The sequence below is a fragment of the Halostagnicola larsenii XH-48 genome (assembly GCF_000517625.1).
Taxonomy (GTDB): Archaea; Halobacteriota; Halobacteria; order Halobacteriales; family Natrialbaceae; genus Halostagnicola; species Halostagnicola larsenii.
The window spans coordinates 420,738-445,709 of sequence record NZ_CP007056.1; the positions used below are offsets into that span (position 1 = coordinate 420,738).

The 24,972-nt window shown below is 58.0% G+C and carries 18 protein-coding genes; 3 read left to right on the top strand and 15 right to left on the bottom strand.

What is annotated here, in order from left to right; all coding sequences use genetic code 11:
- Nucleotides 1-75 precede the first annotated feature (75 nt).
- The 6 genes from HALLA_RS15825 to HALLA_RS21395 form a co-directional block, all read right to left on the bottom strand.
- Nucleotides 76-1,206 (bottom strand): FecCD family ABC transporter permease, encoded by a 1,131-nt coding sequence (locus HALLA_RS15825; protein ID WP_049954452.1) that lies wholly within the window; start codon nucleotides 1,204-1,206, stop codon nucleotides 76-78.
- 253 nt (nucleotides 1,207-1,459) lie between these two features.
- Nucleotides 1,460-2,461: a sister chromatid cohesion protein PDS5 gene (locus HALLA_RS15835; RefSeq protein WP_049954454.1), complete on the bottom strand. Its 1,002-nt coding sequence runs from the start codon at nucleotides 2,459-2,461 to the stop codon at nucleotides 1,460-1,462.
- Between the two features lie 105 nt (nucleotides 2,462-2,566).
- Entirely contained in the window at nucleotides 2,567-3,367 is an 801-nt protein-coding gene (locus tag HALLA_RS15840; RefSeq protein ID WP_049954455.1) for a hypothetical protein, read from the bottom strand.
- Entirely contained in the window at nucleotides 3,364-4,587 is a 1,224-nt protein-coding gene (locus HALLA_RS15845) for an outer membrane protein assembly factor BamB family protein (protein ID WP_084569071.1), read from the bottom strand. Before HALLA_RS15845 ends, HALLA_RS15840 begins: the two co-directional genes overlap by 4 nt.
- Nucleotides 4,588-6,475: 1,888 nt before the next feature.
- Nucleotides 6,476-7,318 (bottom strand): hypothetical protein, encoded by an 843-nt coding sequence (locus HALLA_RS21390; RefSeq protein WP_242406217.1) that lies wholly within the window; start codon nucleotides 7,316-7,318, stop codon nucleotides 6,476-6,478.
- Nucleotides 7,291-8,901, bottom strand: coding sequence for a hypothetical protein (locus HALLA_RS21395; protein ID WP_242406218.1), 1,611 nt, complete (start codon nucleotides 8,899-8,901; stop codon nucleotides 7,291-7,293). The genes HALLA_RS21390 and HALLA_RS21395 overlap by 28 nt, the downstream gene beginning before the upstream one ends.
- A 484-nt stretch (nucleotides 8,902-9,385) precedes the next feature.
- On the opposite strand from HALLA_RS21395, the gene HALLA_RS15860 reads away from it, so the two are divergent.
- Together HALLA_RS15860 and HALLA_RS21765 are read left to right on the top strand one after the other, a co-directional pair.
- On the top strand, nucleotides 9,386-10,480 hold the full coding sequence (locus HALLA_RS15860) for a family 43 glycosylhydrolase (protein ID WP_394298873.1): 1,095 nt from the start codon (nucleotides 9,386-9,388) through the stop codon (nucleotides 10,478-10,480).
- Nucleotides 10,481-10,489: 9 nt separating this feature from the next.
- Nucleotides 10,490-10,672 (top strand): RICIN domain-containing protein, encoded by a 183-nt coding sequence (locus tag HALLA_RS21765; RefSeq protein ID WP_394298876.1) that lies wholly within the window; start codon nucleotides 10,490-10,492, stop codon nucleotides 10,670-10,672.
- A 239-nt stretch (nucleotides 10,673-10,911) separates the two neighbouring features.
- Here HALLA_RS21765 and HALLA_RS15865 read toward each other — a convergent pair whose 3' ends face one another.
- Together HALLA_RS15865 and HALLA_RS15870 are read right to left on the bottom strand one after the other, a co-directional pair.
- Nucleotides 10,912-11,427, bottom strand: a complete 516-nt coding sequence (locus tag HALLA_RS15865) for a hypothetical protein (protein ID WP_049954457.1) — start codon at nucleotides 11,425-11,427, stop codon at nucleotides 10,912-10,914.
- A complete protein-coding gene (locus HALLA_RS15870; RefSeq protein WP_049954458.1) occupies nucleotides 11,424-12,320 on the bottom strand; it encodes a ParA family protein in 897 nt (298 codons plus the stop codon). Before HALLA_RS15870 ends, HALLA_RS15865 begins: the two co-directional genes overlap by 4 nt.
- A gap of 1,533 nt (nucleotides 12,321-13,853) precedes the next feature.
- Between HALLA_RS15870 and HALLA_RS15875 the strand changes: the two genes are divergently transcribed.
- A complete protein-coding gene (locus tag HALLA_RS15875; protein WP_049954459.1) occupies nucleotides 13,854-14,246 on the top strand; it encodes a universal stress protein in 393 nt (130 codons plus the stop codon).
- A gap of 242 nt (nucleotides 14,247-14,488) precedes the next feature.
- Here the strand turns inward: HALLA_RS15875 and HALLA_RS15880 are convergent, their stop codons facing one another.
- From HALLA_RS15880 to HALLA_RS15905, 7 genes are all read right to left on the bottom strand, one after another.
- Nucleotides 14,489-15,949: a YjiH family protein gene (locus HALLA_RS15880; RefSeq protein WP_049954460.1), complete on the bottom strand. Its 1,461-nt coding sequence runs from the start codon at nucleotides 15,947-15,949 to the stop codon at nucleotides 14,489-14,491.
- A gap of 1,446 nt (nucleotides 15,950-17,395) precedes the next feature.
- Nucleotides 17,396-17,764, bottom strand: a complete 369-nt coding sequence (locus HALLA_RS15885) for a cupin domain-containing protein (protein WP_049954461.1) — start codon at nucleotides 17,762-17,764, stop codon at nucleotides 17,396-17,398.
- A gap of 62 nt (nucleotides 17,765-17,826) precedes the next feature.
- Entirely contained in the window at nucleotides 17,827-20,916 is a 3,090-nt protein-coding gene (locus HALLA_RS15890) for an FAD-binding and (Fe-S)-binding domain-containing protein (RefSeq protein ID WP_049954462.1), read from the bottom strand.
- Entirely contained in the window at nucleotides 20,916-21,059 is a 144-nt protein-coding gene (locus HALLA_RS20725; RefSeq protein ID WP_157231414.1) for a hypothetical protein, read from the bottom strand. Before HALLA_RS20725 ends, HALLA_RS15890 begins: the two co-directional genes overlap by 1 nt.
- A 125-nt stretch (nucleotides 21,060-21,184) precedes the next feature.
- The gene (locus HALLA_RS15895; RefSeq protein WP_084569072.1) at nucleotides 21,185-22,519 is read right to left on the bottom strand and encodes a methyl-accepting chemotaxis protein; all 1,335 of its coding nucleotides are present in this window, start codon (nucleotides 22,517-22,519) and stop codon (nucleotides 21,185-21,187) included.
- Between the two features lie 131 nt (nucleotides 22,520-22,650).
- Nucleotides 22,651-23,277: an MBL fold metallo-hydrolase gene (locus HALLA_RS15900; protein WP_049954463.1), complete on the bottom strand. Its 627-nt coding sequence runs from the start codon at nucleotides 23,275-23,277 to the stop codon at nucleotides 22,651-22,653.
- A gap of 122 nt (nucleotides 23,278-23,399) precedes the next feature.
- Entirely contained in the window at nucleotides 23,400-24,950 is a 1,551-nt protein-coding gene (locus tag HALLA_RS15905) for a class I adenylate-forming enzyme family protein (RefSeq protein ID WP_049954464.1), read from the bottom strand.
- Nucleotides 24,951-24,972: the final 22 nt, after the last annotated feature.

Consider the following 24,972-nt stretch of genomic DNA (forward strand, 5'->3'; position numbering starts at 1 on the left):
GCCGAGAAACTCTGAGACCGGAGTTCCCGATCGACCCTGAGCCGCCTGTTGTGTGGCCTCGAGGGCGCGTTGCATTCAGATCTCACCCATGTTCTCCTGTTTTCGCATGAGATATAGAAAGTACGGGCCGCCGAGAAGACCGGTGACGATACCGACGGGAATCTGCGTGGGGCTCAACGCGAGTCGTGCGCCCACGTCGGCGCCCACCATCAACGCCGGGCCGACGAACAGACAGCCGACGATCAGCTTCTTCGAGTCGCTCCCGACGAGGTTTCGCACCATGTGCGGGACGATGAGGCCGACGAAACCGACGATGCCGGCGACGGCAATGCTCGCCGCCGCCGCGAGGACCGCGACGCCCGACAGCGCGAACCGAACTTTCTCGATCGACATGCCCAGCGACTTCGCCGTCTGTTCGCCCAACAGGAGGACGTTCATTTGGCGCGATCCGGCAATAGAGAGCAACACGACCACGACGGTCCAGGGGAGTACGAGTCGAACCTGTTCCCAGTCCGTTCCGGTCAGCGAACCGGTGGTCCAGGCGATGGCCGACTGAACGACGCCGATGTCGTCCGCGAAGAAAAACATCGCCGTCTGCAGCGAGCCGAAGACCGCCCCGACGATGACGCCGGCGAGTACCAGCCGAACCGGCGAGGTACCGTTCTTCCAGGCGATAGCGTAGACGATGAGAAACGCGACGGCTCCCCCGACCGCTGCGATTATCGGGAGAAACGCCGTCAGGCTCCCGAACACGACGAGCGTTAACAGGATCATGAGTCCCGCACCGGAGGAGACACCGAGGATGAACGGACTCGCGAGTTCGTTCCGAGTTACCGCCTGAAAGATCGCGCCCGAGACGCCGAGGTTCATTCCGACGAGCGCCGCGACGAACACCCGAGGGAGTCGAATGTTCCAGACGATAAGGCTCTCGGGGCTCATCTCCGGAACCGTCTCGCCCAACAAGAACGCGTCCCAGGCCTGCGGGTTGAACACCACGTTCGGGTTGAACAACGCACGCCACGCCTCTACATACGTCATCGAGTAGGAACCGTAGCTCACCTGGACCAAGCCTGAGACGAACACGATACCCAGACTGGCAAGCACGACAGTGATGAGCTTCGGGTCGAAAAGCCAGCCGAACCGCGTCTCGTCCACCATCGATCCCCCAGTCTCTCCCGTCCTGACGTTCGGCTCCGTTCCGCTCATCGGACCACCATACCGATCGAATCGGTCGATAGGGTCGCTGCGGTCCCGCCGATCACTCCGGTGGATGATTTCACGTATCCGAATCCCGTATCTCGAATAACAGGCTTCTCTGCGACAGCGATACGGGTTCCGCTGTTGTGCTCTCGTCGAATCAATGCTCGAGTATCTCCGAAGTCGTCGCCCATACAGTTTTAGGCTAACCTAATAGACAAAACCGTTCCGATTTTTAGGCCAGCCTAACAACTGGGAGACATCAACGCGGACCCCCACATCGCGGGCATATCGGCGGCCCCGCACTGGGAAACGACACACCACAGTGTTTACACACCTCGCCGTCGGCAGTCACTAGTTCCCTGACAACGTCGTCAGTTCGATCACGAATCGACCTCACTGTGCCAATCTCTACAGCGGTCCCGTCACCAGTCTCTTCGCAGGTGTCACCGGTTGCAAACCGAACTCGATCGAGAAGGAATTGCGTAGAGTCGTCGTCTACGAGCGCCCGTCCCTCTGGAATCGACACATCCAAATCCGAGTGATCAAGTATCCCCATCGCCTCGAGCGCTCGTCCACGGACGAACGGACTCTCGTCGTTCAGACGATCGGCCAGGGCATCGATGCTCCCCGAAAGCGCGTCTGGATACGTGCAACCGACGGCAACGATCGCAGTACAGAGGTGATAACGGACGAGTTCGTTGGGATCGTCCAACCGTCTCGCAAGGTCGCCCACGTGGTGGCTGAGTCTGTCCTGATCACCGAGCGCTATGTACTCGAGTGCTTTCGCCAGTTTCTCTCTCACCTCGGGTTCATCGAAGGTTAGTCCGATTCGCAGGTCTGCGAGCACCTCGGGAGTTGCGGCGATCTCCGGATATTCCAGCGCCACGTACCCCAGCGCTTCCGCAGCGCGAGCACGGACGTAATAGAATTCGTCGTCGTCAGCCAACCGGTCGGCCAGCGAGGGGACGACCGGTGAAACTGCGTCGGGACTAGCCTCGGCTACGGCGACGTACAGCTTCACGGTCGTCAATCGAATTGATCGTCGCTCGTCGGTGAGAAAAGCCGCCAACACAGAGAGGACGGGCTCGAGGAGGGACGGGCGTGCCTCGGCGAGTTGACGGAGGGTACGAATCGCCGTCTTTCGGGTCTCCGTATCGGCTCCGTGGAGTTCCTCGAGTCGGGCGACAGCATCCTCGGACGAACCGTGCTCGAGCAGCGTCTCAAACCGATCGACGGACGGCGGCTGTATCGAATCATCCATGGAAACGGGAGGGCGTATCGTACACTCGAGCGCACTGATCAATAAAATCCATCGTTCAACGCGGCGACGCCTGTTCGCATTGGCCGGGGAGAAACAACGGGAGGACTACGGTCCCGTCGAGATCGGGGATGTTTGCCGAACGAAGACGCCGATTACCGCCGCATGGAGCGCCCCAATCAGCGTCGTGCTCAGCGCCGTTCCTGCGATGGGAATCGCACCCAGCACGGCGTTCCCGAGACCGATCACGAGGATCAGGACGAAGATGCCGCCGCTGTGTCCGCGTGTTATCCGGCGACTATCGTAGATTGCAGCACCGAGTGAACGCCCCTGTACCACCAGACCAGGCGTCGCGAACAACCGGATAAATACCAGAAACCAGATCGCGAGGATCGGGATGCCGAAGAGGAGCCCCATCTCTTGTAAGGCGTTGATCGAGCCAAGCGTCCGATCAACCAGGTCGAACGCGAGCACGAGAGCACCGAACCCGACCCAGGAATCGATCGTAGGTTCGACATCGACCACTCTCGAGATTACGAGCACACCGGCGACGCTGAGGATTGTAAGAGAGAACACGTACGACCCAAGTCCCCACAACAGGTACGGCAGTCGAAGGCCCAACACCGGCTCGAGAACCAGCGATGACGACCGGTAGCCGGCCGGATAGCCGACGAATGCAACATTGATGTTCCCCTCAAGGATGGTCTCGACGTGCCGTGTCGGAATCGGATCGATGCGGTGGATCGCATTGATGGCAGACACCGCCAGTCCAGCGAGCAAGAACGGGAGGAACAGCCGCGGATTGTGGCGGAGTTCAGCCAGTGAGGCGGTGAGTACGCCTGGATCGGTATCTCGCGTTCGGGCGGCCTCTCTCTGGTTCGTCGACTCCGCCGTATTGCGGTCGGTCATGGTTCCTCCAGCGCGAGCACGCCGTCAAATGTCGCGAGATAGAGAACGCCGTCTACGACGACGGGTTGTGAGGGGCCCGACGGAACCTCGCGGTCCCACAGATGGTCGCCCGTTTCGGCGTCGAAAGCGTGGAGTTCGGGCAACCAAGTATAGGCGAGATAGACGACGCCGTCGGCGATCACCGGGTCGATATCGAGTTCGTACTCCACTGTCCAGCGCTGGTCGCCAGTCTCGAGGTCGATGCCGTGGAGGGACTCCTCGCCATCGGCGACCACCACGAGTCCGTTGGCGACTGCAGCGCTTCCATCCTCGGCGGAGCCGTCGTGGACGTACCGCCACAAGCGGCTTCCGTCCTCGAGCGCACGCAAGTCGACTGCTCGTTCACCGGGGACGATAAGTCCGGCATCGGTCACCGTTGGCGCGTTCGTCGCCAGGTACTGCCGTTCGTCGTCCACTAGTGGCTCGAGGTCAGTCTCCCACTCCCGGTCACCGGTTTCAGCGTCGAGAGCGGTGACCGTCCCGATTGGGCCCGTTGCGTAGACGGTGCCGTTTCGAACCGCTGGACGATTCGGTGCGGGATGAACATCGGCAGTGAGACGAGTGGACCACTCGACAGCTCCGCTGTTCGCGTTGAGGGCGTACAGGCTGCTTTCGTCCGGAGACGGCGCGTAGAGCATACCGTCGGCGGCGACCGTCGTGGAGGGACGGGGCCCGCCATGCACGTATGTGCTGGGTCGTCCCCCGGGCGCGTGCCACCGGTCGAAGGCGACGGTGACGCCGCCAAGGTCGTACCCGCCGTCGGCTGCCAGACCGCGGTGACCATTCTGACTCCGTGTGCAAACGACGTCGCTCCGATACGCATCAGCCCGGGCGAGAGTTGGGCCGGAGCGAAACGAGCCCTCGCGGTCGAAGCGCAATTCGCCAGTGGCACGTTCCATCACAGACAATATGTTACGCCCAATTGCAAGGACCCGATCGCCGGTGACAACGGGCGGTGCATAGCCGGCGAAGTCCTCCTCGTGGTCGGATTGCCAGCGGATCGTCGGCTCACTGACCGGACCAGCGTCATCGGTCGATCCGGTCGAAGCGGGGTCGGCTCGAGCCATCGGCCACACGAACTCGCGACCGGCGTCCTGAGCAATTTCGCTTCCGATACAGCCTGCGAGCGTGCCAGCAAGCGCTGCGCCACCGCCGGTGAGAACATTTCGTCTGGAGGGCATTATCGGCGGTTTGGTAGGCGCAGTGATAATACTTCAGATATCGAACGTTACTTCTCGAGCACCCATATTATTCCATCCCTCATAAGAAGATTCAGATACAACATATACTGACATTTCTAATGATATATTTTTGATTGTTATGAGTGTGCCGAACAAACGAAGTGTCGTTTGTGCCTCTTGAAGAGAACATCCGGTTACGTAAAACCGAATGGTGAATATCTTGGTGAGCACCGCCATCCGCCCGTTTTCCCTCATTTTTCTGAATTCACGGCATGATTCTCACTAAACATAGATATTAGTATTCTAACCAATAAATGGCCAGTCCGTTCCTCAAATAGGCTCAGTTGGACTATCCCCATGATCCCCTCGTTCTTACTACTGCAGCCTCACGACGGCCCTAGTCGGTCAGATCCTTAGAAGGAATCGTAGTCCAAATGTAGTTATTCAATTATCACTTCCACTGGATCACGGTTACATCATTGGGTTGGGCAGCGTCTATAGCGCAGTCACACACAGCTATACATCCGACGTTGCCGAATTTTGAACCTCATTTCGCAGAACAGTAGGTAGAGACATTGTACCTTTATCCAACTTGTACATGACCCGATAGAAAGTATTCGACCTATATCTACTTCAGATACATTATATATAGAATGCATTTAAATTGACATAATGTTCGAATGACCGATTATCGGAACGAGACTCCAAACCGAAATCTGTAGACCACCGCAGACGGATCACTCCTTAGGCAACCCGTGTTTCACTGTGATTGGCAATGCGAGTTGGATCGCCAATTCGACGTATCTAATTGTCCCTTGCCATGTGATGGCATGGGTATCCATTCAGACTAGTGAATGAAAAAACATTATGGATTGAGACTACATCCACCATGGTTATTTTCTGATTACATATTCCATCAACCATTCTTGTTCTTCTCTCAGATACTCTACGACAGAACTGGACGAAATCTGCAATCACCGACATCACGTGATCGGGACCACTTCCATCACCAACGTCGAATCTGCGAGGACGATCGGGTGGGGAGCATCGTGAATAGAACGGCCCTCGAAGCTGTCCGTTCGACGCAACTTGACGGATACTACCGTCGATAGTCGATCTGGTGAGAAATCCCGGCCTCGAGGCCGGTCACAGTCCCGCTCATGAATCCTAAAACAAGGTTGTCGAGAAGTCGAGTCGGAACAGGTTTTCGCTCGACCGTGCTCGGCACCGAGTACTGCTCTATTTGATCGATACAGCAGTATCCAAGAAGGTGTGGCGTATCGATCTCCACCTCGAGGGGTAGCATGACCCAGTCGACCGTTGATTTATTTCTTCGCCCGGTTCGGCGGAGTCGTTGCGCTCGGTTCCACCGTCTCACGACTATCGACCCTCCGTCCATGGTGTTCTAGGAAAGAAAACCTAATTCTTCATACAGGAACAGCCTTCTCCATAACTGGTTCTACTATGGTACGAGTTTCCAACACACGTTTCGAATTGCTCTGCTATCACTCGGCGGAACCGGACGCTCGATTGATCTCTGAATGGATTCACCATTGCAAAGTGAATCCATTTACAATCATATTCCTGTATATCCATGAGGGTCGCGATACCAGACATCTGTTCTATATAGAAGAATTTTGTTTTCCACTACCATTTATATGGTATACAGCAGAGAACGATTTGGTCAGGATTTTGGCTGCACCGTTTCAATCGATGATGACGTATCCGTCGCTCTTCGGGGAACAACTGATTCTTATCCCGTCTACAACTCACAGCTGGAGAAAGTCGTTCCAACCGACGTTGATTGCGTCGTCAAACGAAAGCGACGCGGCGACAGTCATCCACGAGTCGACTGGTTTTATCAAGACGAACGGTGCTCGAGCTGATTTCACCGAGACGGGCGTCTCCGGCCCCGACGGCAGTCGGAATCACTCCCATTGAGACCGGACCACACCCCGTCGTCATCGATCGTCGCTGGGCGGCCGTGGTCGTTGTCCACGAGGAGCCGGACGACCGAAGCAGGACCTACCATAAGCGTGAGCGAGCCGTCACGGTCGACGGATTCGATGGCGGTGTCAACCGTGTAGACGTCCGGTTCCTCCCACGAGTCCTGGAAGTCGTGCGGGAGCGGTCGCTCGGACGCGGTCGCGCGGTGGCGGGTGATCGCCACCGACTTGCCGGCGTACCGCTTGGGAAGTTCGATGGTGACCTCGCTTTGCTCCCGAAGATTTCGGTTCGTAAGGAAGACGCACAGTTCCCGTCCGCGCTTGTTTTGCATTGCGGCGGCGTCAACATATGGGACGTCCTCCATGCGTCGAATGCGCGGACCGGTGTCGGGGATGTTCCGGCCGTCGCCGCCGACGTCCGTATCGACCGCGTGCCACTCGGCGTTGGTCTCGAACACCGACGAGTAGAGGCCGAACACCGATCCCGCCGGTGCTAGCGGGTTCGGATCCGGCGGCGACTCGGTGAACTCCGGCGGGAACATGCGCACCGGCACCCACGTCTGGGAGGCCTCGACGACGGTCTCGCTCTGCCGGACGAACGAGTTGAGCATGCCCGCGATGTAGGAGCCGCCCGGCATCGTCTCCTGACCGGGATAAGGGGCGTCGTCGTCGACCGACGGGAAGAGCCCGTATTCGCCGACGTTGATCCGGAAGTCCTCGATGCCCGCCGCGGCGGCCTCGGCGCTGAGTTCGTCCATCAGGACGCCGAACTGGGTCGGGAACATGACGAGCACCTCGTTGTAGTCGATGGGATCCGCGTCGTTCTCGTCGTACCACGCGTCCCGTTCCTCCTGATCCTCGATCCCCAGTTATACCGGTGTAGGTCCAACCCGTTAAGGCGGTCGCCCGACTCCTCGAACAGCGTGCTGTTCCACTCGTCCGGATCGGGCGTGTTCGCTTCGTCGTAGCCCGGGTCCATCCCGTCCGCGAGGACGGTGATAGAGTCGTCGACGGCCATCATCGAGTCGTAGTACTCATTGAACCCGATCCGCTCCTCGGAACCGCTCGCGTACTCCGAGGGGTCGGCGGTGTGCCCGCGCTGCCACGGCCCCCACACCTCGTTGCCGACCTCCCAGTGTTCGACATTGTATGGCTCCGGATGGCCGTTCTCGGCACGCAGTGCGCCCATATCCGTGTCCACCGATCCGTTACAATACTCGACCCAATCGGCAGCGTCTTCGGGGAGGATCTGTCGCTCCGAGGCCCACTCACCCGGGTTGTCCCACCAGCCGACGGTGAGTCGCGGCGTGAGATCGGCGACCTTGCACAGCTCGAGGTACTCGTCGATGCCGAAGTAGTTCGGATTGACGCCGCCCCACGCGTGATTGAAGCGCATCGGCCGTTCGTCGAGCGGGCCGATGCCGTCTCGCCAGTTGTACTGACTCGTGAAGTTCCCTCCCGGCCACTTCAGCCAGGTCGTGTTCTGTTCTCGCATCAACTCGACGGTCGACGGGTTGAATTTCCCGTTGATCGCGTCATCCGCTTGGAGCATGATCCAATCGAGGTCGACGTGACCGCTTCCCGCCGCGGTGAACTCGAGGACGTACTCCCCGTAGGGGGTGTCGACGTTCGCGACCGATCCGGCGACGTACTGGTCGCCGCTGGCCTCGCTCAGTTCGAGGGTGACCTCGTGGCGGTTCCAGTCGTCAGTTATGTCGACCTCGGTAGTCGCAAGAACCTCGCCGTCCAGCGTCGTGATTGCGGCGCTGACAGTCTCGAGACCGTCGCCGCGGACCGAGAACGAGAGATCGTAGCCCAGCGTGCGAAAGTCTGGAAGGACGATCTTCTGGGAAACTCCGCCGCGAGCGCCCTCGAGGGAGACCCGCTGGTAATTCGTCGTGTCGACGGCGGCAACGCCGCCCTCGCGCTGCTCGAAGGCGACGCCAGAACCGTCGACGGGCTCCCACGGAAACGGGACGTTCTCGTGTCGGGCTATCGATTCGGGATCGAAGCGCGTCTTCGGGCCGAAGTGATCGTCCGCTGACCACGTTCTGGGATAAAACGAGTTGTTCTTGACGTGTTCGGAGTAAACGCCGGGATAGATCGTCCCTGACTCGTAGTGCTCGCAAAGTCGACCGAACAACTGATCGGAAACTTCCGCCTCCGTCCGTTCCGAGAGATTCAGCGAGACGGTGTTTTGGATCACCTCACCGGATCCAACGTACGAATCGGCCGCCGCCGTCCCGGTCGCTGCTCCAGCCACGACCATCGACTGAAGGGCCAGAAACCGTCGACGAGAGACGATCCCTCGAGTGTCAGCGGCGTCAATACGACTGTCACTGGACCTGTGGTTGTTACCATTACCCATGTAAACGTCGTTCATTTCCATCCATTAAATATTCTTCGACAATCGATATTTTATGGAGAATAGTCCAAATATCATCGGTCGCTCGTATCTTCGTGTCGATATGGCCAGACCACGATTGCCCTCGTCTCACGGCTCAGATGACTCCGGCGCGAGTTCTGCGTACATCATCCGATAACGAGATATCGCGACGGAGTGGCGAAAACGGCTCCTCTCTCGAAATGTCGTTCCCTTCTTTCGCCGTATTATGGAATCCACGCTCGAACGGCTACGATACGGCGACACAGCCCGAATCGGATTCGAAATTGCTTCTCGAGAGTGAAAGAGCGTCGCCTCCATCCCGATGCCGTCGGGGGACATCGGACGACCGCTGATCGCCGCGACGTCCTCGAATCGCGAAGCCGATTCGTCGGTTCTCGAATTAGTTCTTTATGACTAGATGATGAGCAAAAAATTATTATAGACCGGTATAGATAGTTACGGCCGCATGGTTGATAGTCATGATCACACAGGCATGGAGCGGCGAAGCGTTCTGAAGACGATCGGTGCCAGCGCGCTCGGAACCGCAGGTGCGGTCGCGACGAGCGGGTCGGCGGTCGCGGACGACAGCTCAACCCATTACCACAATCCGGTCGGTCCGATCGGGTTCGGTGACGTGACCGTCATTCAGGCCGGCGACGGCACCTACTACGCGTACGGGACCGAGACGCCGGAGGACATCGTTCCGATCGCGACTTCGGACGATCTGGCGAACTGGACGTACATCGATTCGGCGTTCGACAGCTACCCCGACTGGCGCGACGACCCCGACGCAGGCGTCTGGGCGCCCGACATCAACTACTACAACGGCCAGTACTACCTCTACTACTCATACTCGACGTGGGGAAGTCAGGACAACCCCGGGATCGGCGTCGCGATCGCGGACTCGCCGGCCGGTCCGTTCGAGGATCAGGGACCGGTGTTCAGGGCCGAAGATCTCGGAATGACCAATTGTATCGATTCGGAGTTCCGCGTCGTCGACGGTACCCCCTACATGGTCTGGGGGAGCTTTTACGGATTCTACGGCGTCGAACTCACGGGCGACGGGATGGACTACGTCCCGGACACGACGTTCCACTTGGCCGGTGACAACCGCGAAGGCGGGATGATCATCCAAGAGAACGGCTACTACTACCTGTTCTACTCGACCGGCCACTGCTGTGAGGGCTACGACAGCACCTACGAGGTCGAGGTCGGCCGCTCCGAGTCGTTCTTCGGCCCCTACTACAACCAGAACGGGACCGACCTGCGCGACCTGAACGAGCACCACAGCGGCGTGGCGGTCCTCAGCGGAACGGAGGAGTTCACCGGGCCGGGCCACAACACCGCGATTCAGGACGCGAACGGCGACTGGTGGATGCTCTACCACGTCGAGGCCACGGAGAACCGTGAAGATCGCACGATGATGATCGATCGAATTCAGTGGGAGAACGACTGGCCGGTCGTCGCCTGTGACGGGACACCGAGCACGCAGAGTCCAATGCCGGGCACCGGAAGCTACGATTGCAGCGACGTCACCAGCGGTATCGGCATCAGCGAGTGAACCTACACGATCACGAACGTCAACAGCGGCAAGCGCCTCGAGGTCGCCAGCGCCGGAACGAGCGACGGCGCGACCGTCCAGCAATATGCCGACACGGGCCACGCGACCCAGGACTGGCATATCATCGACAACGGCGACGGCACCTACCGCATCGAGAACGCCAACCAGCGGTGGACGCTCGACCTGGTGTAACGACAGACAGACGACTCCGAAACGCTCTCTGTTAGCTACGAGCGATCGGTCGTAGTCCTCAAGTACGGGACGAACAGCTATACTGGGTCCTGCTCGCTACCGCCTTCCGTTGTGTGTCGGTCCGTACAAACCCGCTTAAGGATGACCAAACTACCTCGCTCAGTGGATTCGTGAACGGCTTCGACGATCCGCATCTCTGACCCCAATCAATATAGCACTATATGGTTTAACAGATAGCGTTACTCCTGAGAATACCCCATCGAGAGCAGTTCCTCGAGGACGTCGTCTTGATTGCGTAGTGCCGCGCGGTAGACTGCCTCGCGGACATCGAACTTCGGAACGTCGCGGCCGAGTGTCGACTCGAGTTCGGTGATGAGATCGCGTTCTCCCTCGATAACGTCGTCGTGAACGAAAAACGTGAGTCGTTCGTCGCGTTCGAACTGGACGGATTTGTCCTGAATTGCGCGACGAACAATGTAAGAGTGGGACTGCTCACCCTGGGTTCGGCTCTCGGAAGTGGTGGTCGAGCGCTCTCGAGACGATTCCGAACTGCCCCCAGACGTCGATGCAGTGGCTGACGCCTCTTCTGCTGGGGAATCAGCACTACTGGACGCGCGATCGGATCGACCGGAAGCCGACGTGCGTTCGTCCGAACGATCCGCTTCGGTCGATTCCGTGTCCTGGTCCGTGTCGTCGGTTGTCTCCGTATCATCTCCCCACAGGTCGTCGCCGGAACCCGATTTAAGACCGGTCATGCGCGGACCTCCGTTTCCTCGCGTTCGAGAGAGCCAGGCTGGGGTGGAGTCGGTGCTTCGATATCACCCTGTTTTTCGAGATGTCGGGCCAACCGGTCGAATTTCTCGAGCGTGTCGAGTTCGTAGTCCCGTCGGCGATCCCGGTGTTCGCGCACGTACGTAAACGCGCTACAGCGCTTGCGCCAACAGCCCTCAAGTAACGACGTCCGATCACGGAGAATCGCCGGAACGTCGAACCCCTGCGTTTCGATCTCTTCGATGATACTGTCCTGATCGCGAGTCCCCTTGAATCGGTTCGGGACTGCGGCGAGGACACCGATGTTGATCTCGAGTTGGTCCTCGAGGTTCGAAACGAGATCGTCGAGGCCGCTGACGGAAGCCTGCCCCTTGCCCGATGGCTCGAGCGGAAGTACGAGATTCCGGGTCGCGTCGAGAGCGTTGTACAGATGCGGGCCCGAGCTGGCAGGCGGGTCGACGATTAGTACGTCGTAGTGATTGTGGATGTTCGCCTCGCGAAGCACGCGCTGTAACTGTGTCCACATCGGGAACGACTCGCCGAAGTCGCTTCGGGCCTCTTGCTCTTTTCGCAGCGCTTCGCCGAGATCCTCGAGGCGATTGTGTTCCGGAACGATATCGACGCCGTGTTCGACCGTTTGTACGATATCGCTAAATTCACCGGTTGCACGGCCGACGAGATGGTGGACCAGCGTGTCCGTCTCGGTATCCGCCCGGTCCTGGTCGACATCAAATAAGTAACTCAGGTCACCATCCTGTGGGTCGAGTGGAACGACGAGAACGTCCAGCCCTGCACGAGCGTGTGCTACCGCCAGATTCGCACTGAGCGTCGTTTTTCCGACGCCGCCCGCCTCGCTGTATACCGCGTATGAAAGCATGTATGAGTTTCATTGTAGGCATCAACTATAAGTTTTCTCCAGATCACTCGAACAGACCACACAACCGACCCACACACACGATGTAAACAACCACACCAAACACCTACACCAAACATTTGAATGGTGCGTTTGTAACCACCATTTGAATCAATTGTATGCACCCACCATTTGAAACAACCAATTGTATCTAACAAGTGGAGGAGATACACAAAACAAGTAGATACTTGAAACGTATGATAGAACCATTCAAAAGATTAAAACGATACATTCGATTGGACGAAGAATACGGAAGGAACAAGCCATGGTAATAAATGCCCAATATAAATGATTGCAACACGTGACAGGTTCGATTCTACCGAACAATTATAGTTTACAGAGCAGTGGTTCAGTTCCTTGCGATGTTTGATTGTGCTCACCCGGAGCGACACTTGTTCCCACTACCAAGACAGAACAATGACAACGAGAGATAGGCGGATACAGATAAATCGGATAGGAAAATAGTTTGATAAGCTACTGACCGCCGCGGTCAATATGGTCCTTCAATGAAAGCGGATCTATCCAACCGACGACCACGTCGACACACCCTAAATCACAGGAATCTGCGATCGGTATACGTTCTCGGGTTGGTGAAGTATATGATAGAGTGCTAAAATCAACAATACGAACCCACGGTACACAACAGAGGATCACAGAAAACCCACGAATAGCCACGGACACGGTACTCAAAGGTACCGAACGGAAATCGATGAGGGCAATCATAGCTGGCTGCGTAGAGAATACCCGATTGGGACACTCGACCGCCAGATCCTGAACTCACACTCTAATAGCCTCTACCGCAAAGCCCGGAACCGTCACACAATTTCGCTGACCGAAGGCACCCACGAGAAGATATAGTGTATATCGCTATATCGAAGATCGGGAGGACCACAAGCAAATGTAACAAGAGCCAGCAATGATACCCCTCAAACCGAGGACCGGTTCGAAGGGAGTCCGAGTCAATCGGTTGGAAGGGATGTAAAGACGGAGGAACTCGAGAGGACGACCAACTGAAGTGGGTTTTAGCTCCCGACCAGACCGCATGATCGATTTTGACGTGTACTGAGGAATCCAACTATCTCGCTAGTTCGATCCGACTACCATGGTCTCGTACTGCGACCGAAACGCGAAAAACAGTCCGTGACGGCCGGGTATTCGAGATGATTCTCTATCGGCCTGCTCGTGTACGAGCGCGCCGTGAGAGATGGGCCAGCGCTCGCCCGCAGAGTCCGTTGACGGGGTACTCAAGTTCCTCACAGTGTGCTCCGGGCACTGCGTCATACTCGCCCGTAGAGTGACCGTATAGAAAAACCCTCTCTCCTATCGACTTCATGTGAGTCAATCTAATAGATAAGTAGTCACAAAAATCGAGCGCGACAAGGTGTATAGTGCCCAGCAAAAAGGCATATAGCGCTGGGAAATAATGAGACACCTATACGGAAAGCCGGACAGTGAAGGTAAATCGTTCTATCAGCCACACCAGGGAAGTCACGATACATGACAACAATACTACTCAGCATCGACACAGACGTCGCGCGAGCAAAAGCACAGGCCGAGTCCCTCATCTCGTTACCGATAGAAACGGCAGAAACCAACGTCGTCCTTTATCACGTGTTCCGGGCGGACGACGAGGGCGCAGATGCAAACGCCCTCAAGTCAGTAGCGGAAGCCAAACGTCGACTCGAGAAGGAAGGATTCGATATCGAAGTGAGCCAGTCGAGCGGAGATGCCACCCGAAACATCTTGGAGAAGGCCGAGGAAATCGATGCCGACATTATCAGCCTCGCTGGGCGAAAGCGATCGCCAACCGGGAAGGCGCTATTCGGAAGCGTCACCCAGAACGTGATTTTGAAATCGGATCGAACGGTACTACTCGAAACGGCGGAATAATCGACCAACCGCCATATTTTCGACGAGCAAATAACACCTTCTCGAGTGGTCACTGTATCGAATCGTTCTGGACGAACCCGGTCACGCGCTGGAGGCGAAACCACACGCTGGGGAAAACCCACCGGTGGGCGGGTACGATGGTCGTCTACACGAGGTACAGGAACGGATCACGTCGCGATGAAATAGCGGTAGTAGACGAAAGCAGGGAGAGTCTACTGCGTTCGAACGATCACACCTCGTCCTCAGAGTAGGCCAAGCGCCACGGCCGCGTGGACCAGTACTGCGGAGATGGGAACGAGAAGGGCGGTCCGGAGGATCAGTAGCACGAATAGGTCACGGAACCGCATCGGAATATCATCGAACATATCGACCATCATGGGTGCCGAGGCCGCAAAGAAAATCGCCTGGCCGCTCGTAACGACCACGACGAACACCTTCGTGAGGATATCTGCCTCGACGACGAACGTCGCCCCGATAAAGTACTCGGCGCCGCCGAGGATAATCCCGATCGCCGCCATCTCCGGATCCGGGATGCCGAGAATGTTCATGAGCGGAACGAACGGCGCAGCAACGTACTCGAAGAATTGAGTGTTCTGTTCGACGAGGAGAACGGCCATTGCAATCGTCAGTACGGTTCCGACGATCATTCCGGCCAGCTTCGCACCGTCGATGAAACCGGTGATGGCCGAGCGAAGGATCGAGTCGCCTTGTCTCGCGGTTCTGACGCCCTCGTTGAACGCAAAGCGGACGTAATCACCGGCCGTTCCGGCGAACTGTGGTTCCGGATCGGGCTCTGCGATGTATTCCTCGGGCACCGTCGAGAGCGGCGGCAGTCGGATGAGAATTGCTCCGACGACGAGGGTAGCGATAACGTACAGCAAGACGACGACGGGGAACAGATGCAAAATCTCGAGTACCGCTGCGACTGCGCCGACGGTCCCCAGATTGGCAGTTGCGAAGCACGTACAGATCGCGAACACCTCTCGTTTGTTGTATCCGCCGCGGTCAAAGACGTTTCGCGTGAGGTAGTACCCGATACTGAACGAGCCCAGCCACGAGGCGGCGCTGTCCAGAGCTGAACGACCGGGGAGGTTGAACACCGGGCGCATGAGGGGTTGAGCGAGCGTGCCGACGAACTGGAGGCCCCCGAGTTCAGCGAGCAGATTGACGAAGATCGCACCGAGCGGGATAACGAGCGCGACCGTAATCACGAGTGCTCCCCAGGCGGTCGCGACGACAGGTTCGGCGAACAGCCAGCCGGGTCCGACTTCTAGTAAGACGCCGATCGCCAGAAAGACCGCGACGATTCGAAGGAGCCAGAACAACGCGGATGTTTGCCAGTAATCCAACTGAAGGCGTTTTTCGGTGCGCTCGCTGACGGTGAGTATGCCGCGGTAATGCAGTTCCGCGACGGTCGTGAAAAGTCCGCCCGCCGCGATCAGCGTGAACGAGAACAGTTCCACACCGAGCATCGACGCCTCCTGTATAAGCGTCATCATGACGTCGAGTGGAATCGTCGTCTGCCCATCCCACTGGACCGGCAACAGGAAAACGAAGCCACCCACGAGAAACGCGACGATAAACTTGAGCGTCGGGCGTACTTCTTTGGTAATAAAGTCGACATCATCTATCGACTTTTCTTCAGGGTCCACCGCGGATCCTGATACATGTTCGTCATCCTCCCATGCCTGACCACTAAACATAGTTCGACAAGCAGTATCATGGGTCTTAAAAACATCGATCATATGTCGGGACATATACTATAGTAATGATTATTACATATTATTTTCGTCACCTACCACAATAGGGGTCGAAGAGACCACCGATTCCGGTGTTCTGTTAACACTGGTTCCTTCGAGAAGATGTCAGTATCCTAGGAAAGCGCGAATCGTCCAACAACGTCCAGTCGTAGCTGAACACGATTTATTGCACACACCCGTACACGAGTGCGTCTGGAATCAATGGGATAGTCGAAATGTGAATTCGATTCCTGTGATACTTGCGGGGTGAGACTTAGCAGACTCGAATTTCGCTAATAGCGAACACAAACTATAATAAACGATCCTGTTCGGAAAGAGTACACGCACTACCGCCTCGAGAACACCACTCGGCCAGTTTTTCGATCACCGTTTGTTTGTTGCGGCAGCATTTTCTTGTTTCGTTCGTCTACAGAGAATAGAGTATCTCTACCGAGTAAATTAGAACCTATAGACGTTTATACGTCGATATGACTCGTCTAAGCATCCACTAGTAGAAGTGAACAATAGCAGATAAGTGAGTTATAGCCCGTCAACAACGATTTTACGGTGGAATCACATCAGTACTGAGAGAGCACACTACCACTCAATCGTTTCTCTACAGCGAATATATGTGAGTTGAAACACGTCACGCTCGAGGACGCACTGACGTGGGGCAAAAGCCATGAGTTCGCCTATCTGAGGGCAGGTACCGGAACTCGCACCGAAAGCAACAGAGTGTGTTCGACGCGATCCGAAGCGGTGGATCTCGTTCGGGAACAGGCACGGGACGATTATTACGAAATCGTCTCTTTTAGTATATCCATAGTTTACGCCCATACAGGTGTAACACCGGCGATCGATTCGCTGTATCTCCAGAGATGACACACTTGAGAGAGGAATCCGAAACGTCAACGATAGCGTGTCTTCAAAAGCGCCCTACAAGACATATTATTTCTGTCTATTTAGGCTGTTTACTAGATATCGTATCTAATATTATGGATAATAACCCCAGCCCCAATTTCGCAGATATGAGAATAGAAATGCATATTACCCAGCCGAATATCACATAAATACGATGTTTTCTTAGTACTGTTAGAAAATACTGCCTGATATCTGCTGAGTTTCAATAGTGCAATCGATCCTACGAATATATCGGTCATGATCGTCCCAAAACGTATACAGCACGGTCACAGAGGAAAAATACCGAGAAGACCCGGGTTTCGAACCGGAGCTTCACGGGAGGCGGGCAAAGACAGGGGTCAAAATTACTAATATAGATATATTTGATGTATTTTGATAGAATTGGATCGTAGCTGAAACTAGATCGTAGAACATGAGCCACAGCACGGACTGGAAATATCCTCGAGCACGACGGATTCCGATGAAAGCGGTGCTGATCCGAGCTGGTCGTTACTCTTCGTAGGGGTGTGCATCATCCACCGCGGGTGCGCCGAGAGCGAGTACTTCTACGGGATCAGAGCCAGATTCAGGGTTAAACGCTCGATGGGGGTTCCCCGGTTCGGCGATGAACGCCGTCCCGGGTTCGACGACGAATTCCTCATCGGGAGTCTCCACGTGCAACGTTCCGTCGAGAACGTAGAAAATTTCCTCCTGTTCGTCGTGATAGTGATACGCGAGCGGTAGTTGCTCGCCGGGCTCAGCGGTGTACAGCCGGAGTCCAACGTTTTCGAGTCCCGCAGCGGCGGAAATCGAACGCGCATCGACCGGGCGGTCGTCCAGTGGTTCGATATCGTCGGGAGAGACGATTTGATAAGCCATGTTCGAACAAGGAGAGCGCGGAAAGTTAACAATTATGTCGAACACTTCCCAATACACTGGGCCTATCGAGCCGCCGCGTGCGCGAGGAGTTCGATCGGCGTGGGAGGAGTGCTTCCCTCGAGTGCGGTCCCTCCGAGGGAACTGCTCGAGGGAACGGGATCGAGATCGCTGTCGTCGAGTTGGGTCCGACAGGACGTTCCCGGAGCGGTGACGACCGCCGCCTCGCTCGCGTCGATCTGCTCGAGAAGGATATCGGCGATCGCGGTGCTCATGGAGTAGTGTTCGGCCTCGTAGCCGAACGTTCCGGCCATACCACAGCAGCCGGAATCGAGCGGGTCCACGTCGTACCCGGCGCGACGGAGCACGCCGACGGCGTGATGGTCCTTTTTGACCGCCTTCTGGTGGCAGTGGCCGTGGTAGGCGAGCGAGTCGTCCGGTGCATCCCACTCGATAGCGTCGTCGAGACGGAACTGATCGATGTACTCGCAGATTCCGTAGGAGTTGGCGGCGACGGACGAAACTCGATCGCTGGAGAGGAGATCAAGCGCGTCGGACTGGAACATCACCGCATCCGACGGTTCGACGAGAACGACGTCCCAGCCGTCCCGGACGCGGGGAGCGAGTTCGGCGACGTTTTTCTCCATTGCGTCGCGAGAGATGTCGATGAATCCCTTCGAAAGCGGCGGTCGACCGCTACCCGTTCGATCGGCGATATCGACGTGAACGCCGGCTTCCTCGAGTACCGTGACGGCGGCTTTGCCCACGTCCGGATGAACGTAGTTGGTGTAGGTGTCGACGAAGAAGACGGCCTTGCGGGTCGCCTCGGATTCCGGAACCCGCGGGCCGCCGCGTGCGGCGAACCAGTCCTGTACCGTCTCCCCTTGAAAAGTAGGCAATGAGCGCTCTCGAGCGATTCCCACCGTCTTTTCGGCCAGCAACTGCGACCCCGGAATCGACTGTGCGAGATTGGAAACGGGCGCGAGCGTGCTTCCGAGCGCGGCGAGCGAATCGAAGTTCGCGAACAGTTTGTCCCGCAGGCCCGCACCCTGTTCTTGGTGACGTGCGTGCATAACTTCGGTTTTGAGCTTGGCCATATCGACCTCGCTCGGGCAGTCTCGAGCACAGCCCTTACAGCCGATACAGAGGTCGAGTACCTCTTCGGCGAACTCGTCGTCGGTCGGATCGTCCGGGAGGTCGCCGCTCATCGCCTGGCGCAGGAGGTTCGCGCGGCCGCGGGTCGCCGTGATCTCCTCGTCTGCGGCCCGATAGGTCGGACACATGACGCCGCCGGTGGTTTCCTGATCGCCACGGCAGCCGCCACAGCCGTGACAGAGTTCCGCCATCCCCTGCATTCCGTTTTCGTTCTCCCAGTTCAGGGAGGGTTCAAAACCGGCATCGTAGGTGTATTCGTCGTCGTATCGGAGATGCTCGGTCATGTCGTGGTCGCCACAGACGTTCCCCGGGTTGAGCAGCCAGTCGGGGTCGAAGGCGGTCTTCAGATCGCGAAACGACTGCCAGAGTTCGTCCCCGTAGAGTTTGTGGTTCCACTGGGTTCGCGCGCGGCCGTCGCCGTGTTCGCCCGAGACGCTGCCGCCGAACTCGACGACCATGTCGGTAACCTCGTCGGCGATGGCGAGCATATCCTCCCGATCGCGGTCGGCTTTCGTGTTCACGAGCGGGCGAACGTGTAAGACCCCCGGCCCCGCGTGGGCGTAGAACGCCGCGTCGTCGTCACGATCCTTCTCGGCGAGCAGCGCCTGAAACCGCTCGACGAACTCGGGGAGGTGTTCGGGCGGAACGGCGCAGTCTTCGATAAAGCTGATGTGTTTTTCGTCGGACGTTCTCGAGAGCAAGATCGGAAGGCCGGCCTTCCGAAGGGTCCAGAACATCTTTCGCTCGCCCTTCTCGTGGGCCTCGAGTCCGGCGAACGCGATTCGGTCGTCAGTGCGTGGATGATCCGACGGCGGCGTGTTCGCAGCCTCGTCGCTACCTTCCGGCACTCGATCCGCGAGGAGGCCGGCGGTCTGCTCCCGGCCATGATCGTCGTCGGTCGCGTAGAACTCGACGAGCAACGCCGCCTCCGCATCCGCCGGAACGAGCGACGCCGCCTCCTCGAACTCCGCGGTGTTGCGAGCCAATCCGAGCAACACGTCGTCGATCAGTTCGACGGCCGCCGGCTCGTGCTCGAGGACGTACTGGACGTCCGTCACGGCCTCGAGGACGCTCTCGTAGAACAACAGCGAGACCGACTTCGTCTCGGGGACGGGCTCGAGAGACACCGTCGCCGCGGTCACGATCGCGAGCGTCCCTTCGCTCCCGGCCAGCAACCGCGCGAGATTGACGGTTCCCGTTTGGGCTTCCTCGACGAGCACGTCGTAGTTGTAGCCGGACACGTTGCGCTTGAGGTCGGGGAATCGCTCGCGGACGGTTTCCGCCTGGTCGTCAAGGATCGCCGCGATCTGTGCGTAAACTCGCTCGAGAACGTCGCCGTCCGGATCGGCTCCCCGGCGGATTTCGTCGACGGATCGTTCGCCGAGCGTCGTCACGGTCCCGTCCGCGAGAACCGCTTCGACCTCCTCGATGTAGGCGTCGGTCTTTCCGTAGACGAGCGAGTGTGCGCCGGTCGAGTTGTTGCCGATCGCACCGCCGACGGCGCTTCGGTTACCGGCCGCAGGGTCGGGCGCGAACTTCAGATCGTGTGGGGCGAGCGTTTCGTTGAGATCGTCGAGCACCGTCCCGGCCTGAACGCGTGCACGTTCGTCTGCGGGAGAAACGGAGAGGATCTGATCCATATGGCGTGTGAAATCGAGCACGACGGCCTCGTTGACCGCCTGGCCGGCCAGGCTCGTACCGCCCCCGCGCGGGAGCACGGGAATCTCTCTTTGTGCACAGTAGGAGACGACCGCCGCAACGTCGTCGGTCGCGGCCGGGAAGACGACACCGATCGGCGTCTGTTCGTACGCGCTCGCATCAGTCGCGTAGAGGTTTCGCGTGTACGTATCGAACCGGACATCGCCGTCGATACGCGCTCGCAGGTCGTCGACGAGTCCGGGACGGTCGACGTCTGCGGAAACGTACTCGTAGTCCGCTCTCGGGTCGGTCGCTGGTGTGGCTGTGCCGTCGTCGGGTGAAGTGTTTGGGTTCGTAGTCATCAGTAGTGATTGCACGATCCGGACAGCAGATCACGGCGTCGGGATAGAACCGTCTCGAGGAAACTGGTGATTCCAAGAATCGATAGATTCGTCTCGAGGTACTCATCGAGATTCGGGACGCTCCCGATGCTGCGATTACGCATTCATCGAAACGGAGACAGCAAAACCACTTAAATATTTTTCTCGACTCGTACTCGTGACAACGCTATAAGAATCGGAACGCCATAGTGCAGTCGAACGCCGCGGTATAGAAGAAACGTCGCAGTAGTTACGACAGGTCGGACTCGAGTTCCCGAACGTCGTCGCGGACCTCACGTACCTTCGCAGCCTGCTGGTCGTTCGTCGCTGCGAGGGTCTCGATTTCGTCCGCGACGTCTTCGATCTGGTCGACGGACCGACCGAGCATCGTCGCGACTTCTTCGGCGGTTGCAGCCTGATCGTCGGTCGCTCCGGCTATCTGCTCGATACCCGTACTCGCTTCTTCGACTGCGTCTAAAATATCGGACTGTTTGTCGTCGACCGTCCGCGCTCGTTCGATCGCCTTGTCGACGCGATCGATCGTGGTTTCGACGCTGTCGATGGTTTCGGTCGTGTTCTCACCGACCGCGTTGACGATATCCTCGATCGTTTCGACTTCTTCTTTCGACTGATCGGCGAGTTCTTTGACCTCGTCGGCGACGACGGCGAACCCTTCGGCACCGGCATCAACCTGTGCCGCCTGAATGTTGGCGTTGACCGCGAGCAAGTTCGTCTCGTCGGCGATTTGATCGATAACGTCGACGACTTTGTCGATCTCTTTCATCCGTTGGGCTAAGTTACGACTGCTTTCCGAAAGCGTATCGGTGGCACCGCGGACGTCGTCGATCATCGTGACGATTTCGCCGGTCGCCTCTTTCGATTCCTCGGCCAGTTCGGCCGCGGCCTCGCTCTGGCTGCTGACCTCCTCGGCGCTCGCGGAAATCTCCTCGACGGTCGCCGAGAGCGCTTCCATCTCGTTTCTGACTTCGACGAGGTTTTCGACCTGATCCTCGGCCAGTTTATCCACTTCCTCGGTCGTGTCGGCGTTCGTCTCGGCGGCGGCCAACAAGTCGTCGACCGCACCCTCGACGGTCTCGGTGATTGCGGTCTGTACGCGTTCTAATTCTTTGCGTTGTTCGACCAGATCCGTGACGATAGAGACGTACTCGAACGCACCGACGGAGTCGCCCTCCGGCGACCGCAAGGGGACGCCAGCTGCGCGAATGTGCCAGCTATCGCCGTCGCTTTCGCCGGACCGAATTTGCTCTTCTCGAATCGGTTCACCAGTTCGGGCGATTTCTTCGGCTAACGTTTCGGTGACACCGTCGGTCCCGATGACGTCCATCGCCTCGTTTCCGATGGCGTCGTCTTTCGTGATCCCGGTCATTTCGACGTGGGCGTCGTTCCAGTGGGTGATCGTTCCATCGTCGTCCACAACGACGACCGGTTCAGGAAATTCGGCCACGAGGTCGTCGAACATTCCTCGCCAGAAGTCGCGCTGTTTTCGTAGCTGCTCTAACTCGAGGTCGTCGCCGTTCGTTTCGGCGCCGTCGAACGGTTGAAGCAACAGGTTCCCATCAGTCATTTGTAGAGTTCTATCCAGAGAGATCCCAAATAACTACTGGCCGCCGATGGACGAGAACTACTGACTGAATGGAATAATCGGAAGCGCATCTTTAACACATCGATTCGGAGCGGCGAAATCGGGTCGGCTGCTCACTGTGGTTTGCCGACGAAGTCCACGAACTCTGAGAGCTTCGAACTCGCATCCGATCGCACGGACGAGCCGTGATACACGAGCCCGACATCGAACTCGAACTCGAGCAACCGCTCGAGGTTTTCGTCGGCCTCGAGGAGGTCTTCGGAGTAAAACCCAGTCGGGAGGACGAAGTATCCCGCCGGGAGTCCGCGGGCATCCGAGCCGAACATGGCGTCTCCGAGAACGGCAATACCACTCTCTTCGTCGATCAAAGCGTGATTGTCCCGCGTGTGGCCGGGAACGTGGACGGCCGAAAACGGGCCGATGGTATCGCCCGAGGAGTATCTCCGGTCGACGAGCGACTCGTCGACGTCCGTCTGAGCCGGCACCCACGTTTCGACATCGTACCGGTCTCGAACGGCCTCAAGGCCGCCGATGTGGTCACCGTCGCCGTGGGTGATGACGACACGTTCGGGGTCGGTCCCAATCTCCTCAAGACCGTCGACAAGCGCGTCCGTGGTATCGGCCAGTCCGGTATCGACGAGAGTCGGAACGGGGAAGTCAAAGAAAAACGCTCGATACCGGCCATTGCCGTCGTCGTGTACTGTGATGTCGTATACGTCTGGGGCAATCTCGCTGACCATGCTTGGTAGTGGTTCGTGACGATAATAATAGTGCTGTTGGGAATGAGTCAATGGTTCGAAGGGATTCCCAAGGGAGCGCGTCTCACAGCGGAAACGGAACCGATACAAACGCCGGAAATTTGCTATTCGACTTCGAAGAACTCGCGCGAAACGGTCTCGCGTTCGATCGTTCCAGTATCCGTCCGCGGCAGTTGTTCGCCCGTCAGAACGTACTCTCGTGGTCGCTTGAAGTTCGCCAGCCGATCGTGTTCCCGACAGAACGCGTCGAGAGCGTCCTCGCTGACTGCGGTTTCGGCACCGACACAGGCGACACAGGCCACTCGCTCGCCCCAGTGGTCGTCCGGCAGGCCGATCACGACCGCTTCGTCGATAGCGTCGTATCCCTCGAGGATTTCTTCGACTTCCTCCGGGTAGATGTTTTCGCCGCCGCTGACGATCATGTTGTCGGCGCGGCCGACGATGTGGAGATTGCCGTCGGAGTCGACTTCCGCGATATCGCCGGTTCGGAGCCACTCGCCGACGAAGAGCTGTTCGGTCGCCTCGGGTCGGCCGAGATAGCCCTCGGTCGCCCCCTCGCCACGGGCGAGCACTTCGCCTGTCTCGCCACGCCCGACCGTCGCGGTGGGGTCGAGCGAATCAGCCGTTTCCGCCGGTTCGACGACTCGAAGCTCCCACATGAACGATTCGTTGCCGATCGTGCCGGGATGCTCGATCTGGAGCGACGGCGGAGCGTAGGTGAGGTTCGGGCCTCCTTCGGTCAGTCCGTACGTATTGTAGACGTTCGGCGTGAGGTGTTCGGAGACGGCCCCAACGAGCGATTCGGTGACGATCGAGCCGCCAGTTCGAATGTACGAGAGGGCGTCGACCGCGTACTCGCCGTCCCGCTGGGCGTCGACGAACGCGTGAAGCTGGGTTGGAACCGCCAACAGCCCGGTCACGTCGTGGGTTTCGATGAGTTCGAGAGCCTCCTGGGGATCGAAGTGCGTCTGAATCACCATCGTCGCGCCGGCCTGAATGTGCGGGAGCATCCACGCGTCGCAGGTCACCATGTGATACCACGGCGACGCGACGAGCGCGATATCCGACTCGTCGATGCCCATCTCCATGACGACCTGCGTGCTTCCGAGCCACATCGATTCCTGATCGTGCAACACGGCCTTCGGCGTACTCGTCGTGCCGCTGGTGTAGAAGATTCCATGTTCGAACGCGGTGTTGGTCTCGACAGCCCCGCTCGAGGCGTCCTCGATCACCGCCTCGTAGGACTCGACCCCGTCGTGGTCGACCTCGGCGTCGCCACGGTGAATCGCGGTCTCGATATCCGTTCGATCGAGTACCGCAAGCGCCTTTTCGGCGTTCGAATCGTCGAAGAGTAACGTCGTCGCCCCGGTCGGCTCGAGCATCGAGACGAGACCCCCCGGACTCTCCCGAAACGGCAACTGGACGTTTGCGATACCGCGTTTGTGACTCGCGATCATCGTCTCGAGCGGAAGGATCCCGTTACAGGAGAGGGTCGCGACTCGTGCGCTCCCAGCGCGCGCTGCAAGCGCGTTCGCCAGCCGAGACGTTCGGCGGTCGAGTTCCCCGTACGTTTCGCTCCACCCGTCGTCGGTGACAACCGCTGTTTTCCCCGAATAGCACCGAACTGTCCTGTTAAATGCCTCAATAAAGTTCATCGTGTGACCTAGGTACGTAGTA